At 75.2% G+C, this 3,429-nt stretch carries 2 protein-coding genes and 2 pseudogenes; 3 read left to right on the forward strand and 1 reads right to left on the reverse strand.

Going from position 1 to position 3,429, the window contains the following annotated elements:
* The 3 genes and pseudogenes from AOK11_RS41105 to hutI form a co-directional block, all read left to right on the forward strand.
* Window positions 1-178: M20/M25/M40 family metallo-hydrolase (locus AOK11_RS41105; RefSeq protein ID WP_157869517.1), on the forward strand; the 178-nt coding region annotated here is incomplete at its 5' end.
* Between the two features lie 95 nt (window positions 179-273).
* Window positions 274-1,665 (forward strand): formimidoylglutamate deiminase, encoded by a 1,392-nt coding sequence (locus AOK11_RS35155; RefSeq protein ID WP_055597710.1) that lies wholly within the window; start codon window positions 274-276, stop codon window positions 1,663-1,665.
* A 155-nt stretch (window positions 1,666-1,820) separates the two neighbouring features.
* Window positions 1,821-3,028: pseudogene (gene hutI / locus AOK11_RS35160) on the forward strand (imidazolonepropionase).
* A gap of 84 nt (window positions 3,029-3,112) precedes the next feature.
* On the opposite strand, the pseudogene AOK11_RS35165 reads toward hutI, so the two are convergent.
* Window positions 3,113-3,429: pseudogene (locus tag AOK11_RS35165) on the reverse strand (ricin-type beta-trefoil lectin domain protein); the annotation flags it as partial.

Here is a 3,429-nt window from a genome sequence, read left to right on the forward strand (position 1 = left end):
CGGCACGGGGGCGGGACAAGACGCCGGGATCCTCTCCGCGAGCATTCCGACCGCCATGCTGTTCGTGCGCAACCCCACGGGCGTCTCGCACTCCCCGGCCAAGCACGCGGCCGAGGACGACTGCCTGGCCGGGGTGGCCGCACTCGCCGACGTACTGGAGGGGCTGGTGGACAGGTGACACGGGACAGCGGCACCACGGCGGGCGCGACGACCGGCCGGGCCACCCCAGCCACCCCGCCCGCCGGGCCCACCGCATCCACTGCGCCCGCCGCTGTGCCGGCCGCTGCGTCCGCCGCGCCCCCCACGGCCACCGGGCGGACGTTCTGGCTGGAGCACGCCTGGCTCGGCGACCGGGTCGAGCCGGGCGTGACCGTGGCCGTCGGTGTCCGCGGCGACGGCGGTGGTGACGGCCGCATCACCGCCGTCACCACGGACGTTCCCGCCCCGCCCCCCGGGGCGGAGATCCTGCGCGGGCTGACCCTCCCCGGACTGGCCAACGCCCACTCGCACGCTTTTCACCGCGCACTGCGCGGCACCGTCCAGGTCGGGGCCGGCACCTTCTGGACCTGGCGCGAGGTGATGTACTCGGTCGCCGACCGGCTGACCCCCGAGACCTACCACCGGCTCGCCCGCGCCGTGTACGCGGAGATGGCCCTCGCCGGGATCACCGCCGTCGGCGAGTTCCACTACCTGCACCACGCCCCCGACGGCACCCCGTACGCCGACCCCAACGCCATGGGGGAGGCGCTCATCGCGGCCGCCGCCGAGGCAGGTGTCCGCATCACCCTCCTCGACACCGCCTACCTGTCCGCCGGCTTCGGCGAACCGCCCACCGCCCACCAGCGCCGCTTCTCCGACGGCACCGCCGAGGCCTGGGCCGAACGCTGTTCAGTCCTCAAGGAGCGGGACCACGCACGGATCGGTGCCGCCATCCACTCCGTACGGGCCGTGCCCGCCAGGGAGCTGGAGACCGTGGCACGCTGGGCGGAGGAGCGACGGGCCCCGCTGCACGTGCACCTGTCGGAGCAGACCGCCGAGAACGAGGCGTGCCAGGAGGCGCACGGCCGCACCCCGACCCGCCTTCTCGCCGACCACGGCGTGCTCGGACCGCGCACCACCGGCATCCACAACACACACCTCACCGGCCAGGACATCGCGCTCATCGGCGGCAGCGGCACCGGCACCTGCATGTGCCCCACCACGGAACGCGACCTGGCCGACGGCATCGGCCCCGCGGCCACCCTCCAGCGCCAGGGCTCCCCGCTGTCCCTCGGCTCGGACAGCCACGCCGTCATCGACCTGCTGGAGGAGGCGCGCGCCCTGGAGCTGAACGAGCGCCTGCGCACCCGCACCCGCGGCCACTGGACGGCGAACGCACTGCTGAGGGCGGCCACCGCCGACGGTCACGCCGCCCTCGGCTGGGAGCGGGCGGGCACCATCGAACCCGGAGCCCTCGCCGACCTGACCACCCTCACCCTGGAGTCGGTCAGAACAGCGGGGCCACCGCCCCGGCTCGGTGCCGAGACCGCCGTATTCGCCGCGACGGCGGCCGACGTACGGCACACGATCGTGGCGGGGCGGCACGTCGTACGCGACGGGGCGCACACCCTCGTGCCCGATGTGCCGCACGCCCTGGCGCGCGCTGTCGAGGCACTGAGGACCTGAACGCCGGCCACCTGAACGCCGGCCACCGGAACGCCGGCCACCGGAACGCCGGCCACCGGAACGCCGGCCACCGGAACACCGCCCGCCGGAGCACCGCCCGCCGGAGCACCGACCGCAGGAATCCCGTGTCCGCCCCCGCCACCCACGAGGACGTCATGAGCAGCACCGCCATCACCGGCATCGCCACGCTGGTCACCAACGACCCCTCCCTCGCAGGGGGTCCCCCCGCTCGGGCACGTGCGAGAGCGGGGGAGGTTCACCCCTCGGTCTGCTCCGGGACGCGGCCGTCGTCATCGACGGCGACCGCGTCGTGTGGACCGGTGCATCGGGCAAAGCGCCCGCCACCGACCATCGGGTCGACGCCGCGGGCCGGACGGTGATCCCGGGTTTCGTCGACTCGCACTCCCACCTGGTCTTCGCGGGCGACCGCACCGACGAGTTCAACGCCCGGATGTCCGGCCGCCCCTACAGCGCGGGCGGCATCCGCACCACCGTCGCCGCCACCCGGGCCGCGAGCGACGCGGAACTCGAGGCGAACCTGACCCGCTTCCTCACCGAGGCGCTGCGCCAGGGCACCACGACCATCGAGACCAAGTCCGGCTACGGCCTGACCCCCGAGGACGAGGCCCGCGCCCTGCGGCTGGCCGCCCGCCACACCGACGAGGTCACCTACCTCGGCGCCCACATCGTCGCCCCCGAGTACGCCGACGACCCGGCCGGCTACGTGGACCTGGTCACCGGACGGATGCTGGACGCGTGCGCGCCGCACGCCCGCTGGATCGATGTCTTCTGCGAGCGGGGAGCCTTCGACGGAGACCAGGCGCGCGCCGTCCTCACCGCCGGCCGGGCCAGGGGCCTGCACCCGCGCGTCCACGCCAACCAGCTCACCCACGGCCCCGGCGTGCAGCTCGCCGTCGAACTCGACGCGGCCAGCGCGGACCACTGCACCCACCTCACCGACGCGGACGTCGACGCCCTGGCCGACAGCCGTACGGTCGCGACCCTGCTGCCGGGCGCCGAGTTCTCCACCCGGGCCGCCTGGCCCGACGCCCGCAGGCTGCTCGACGCGGGCGTCACCGTCGCGCTGTCCACGGACTGCAACCCGGGGTCGTCCTTCACGTCCTCGGTGCCGTTCTGCGTCGCGCTCGCCGTGCGGGACATGGGCATGACGCCCGACGAGGCCCTCTGGTCGGCCACCGCGGGGGGTGCGGCGGCCCTGCGCCGCACCGACGTCGGCCGGCTCGCCCCCGGGGCCCGCGCCGACCTCGTCCTCCTCGACGCCCCGAGCCACGTCCACCTGGCCTACCGCCCCGGCGTCCCCCTGGTCACGGGCGTGTGGCGGCGCGGTGTCCGCGTGCTCTGACCCGTGGGATCAGGTCCCGGCCCGCCACCTCTGATCCGTCCGCCCCGCCTCCCCGCCCAGGGACACCGAGCCGCTCCCGGCCNNCGGCGAAGCGCAGGTTCTGTCCATTGCGCCCGTCCACCGAGTCGCACTCCCAGATGCCGACGCCCCGGCCCACCGCGCCACGGCTGTCCAGGCAGTAGTCGGGGTCGGCGTAGGACTGCAGCACACCGCGCTCCGCGTCGACCCGCCACGGCTGGGAGCGGGAGGAGTCGCAGGCTGCCGTGACGACGTCCGTGCGGTTCTCCAGGTCGCCGTCGATGTCCAGGCACAGGCCCGACGCCAGATTCACCACCTGCGCGTAGGTGCCGCCCGGCGGCGGATACGTGGGCGTGGGGGACGGCGTGGGGGACGGCGTGGGG

Origin of the sequence: Streptomyces hirsutus (assembly GCF_001418415.1) — a bacterium.
In the GTDB taxonomy this organism is placed as follows: Bacteria; Actinomycetota; Actinomycetes; order Streptomycetales; family Streptomycetaceae; genus Streptomyces; species Streptomyces hirsutus.